1 protein-coding gene is annotated in these 235 nt (G+C 61.7%); it reads right to left on the minus strand.

Features of this window, described 5'->3' with window-relative positions; all coding sequences use genetic code 11:
- The coding region (locus tag AC0IW9_RS31990; RefSeq protein WP_471652303.1) for a type 2 periplasmic-binding domain-containing protein at positions 1-235 on the minus strand (235 nt) is incomplete at both ends.

Consider the following 235-nt stretch of genomic DNA (forward strand, 5'->3'; position numbering starts at 1 on the left):
GGTCACCGGCGAAGGTCACCAGCGCGTGGGGACGGTCGCAGTAGTCGTCCATGGTCATGGGCGTGTTTTCGGTATCGCCGCGCACCATTACCGAACGGCTGCGACGCAGGGTTTTGCATTTGGCATTGGCGGGCAGGTCGCCGGTGTAGCAGATGCCAAGGGAGATTTCGCCGGCCGACAGTTGGTTGCAAATCGACAAGTAGTGCGTGCGGCGAACCACCAGCGTGATATGCGG

The organism is Belnapia sp. AC561 (genome assembly GCF_979252845.1).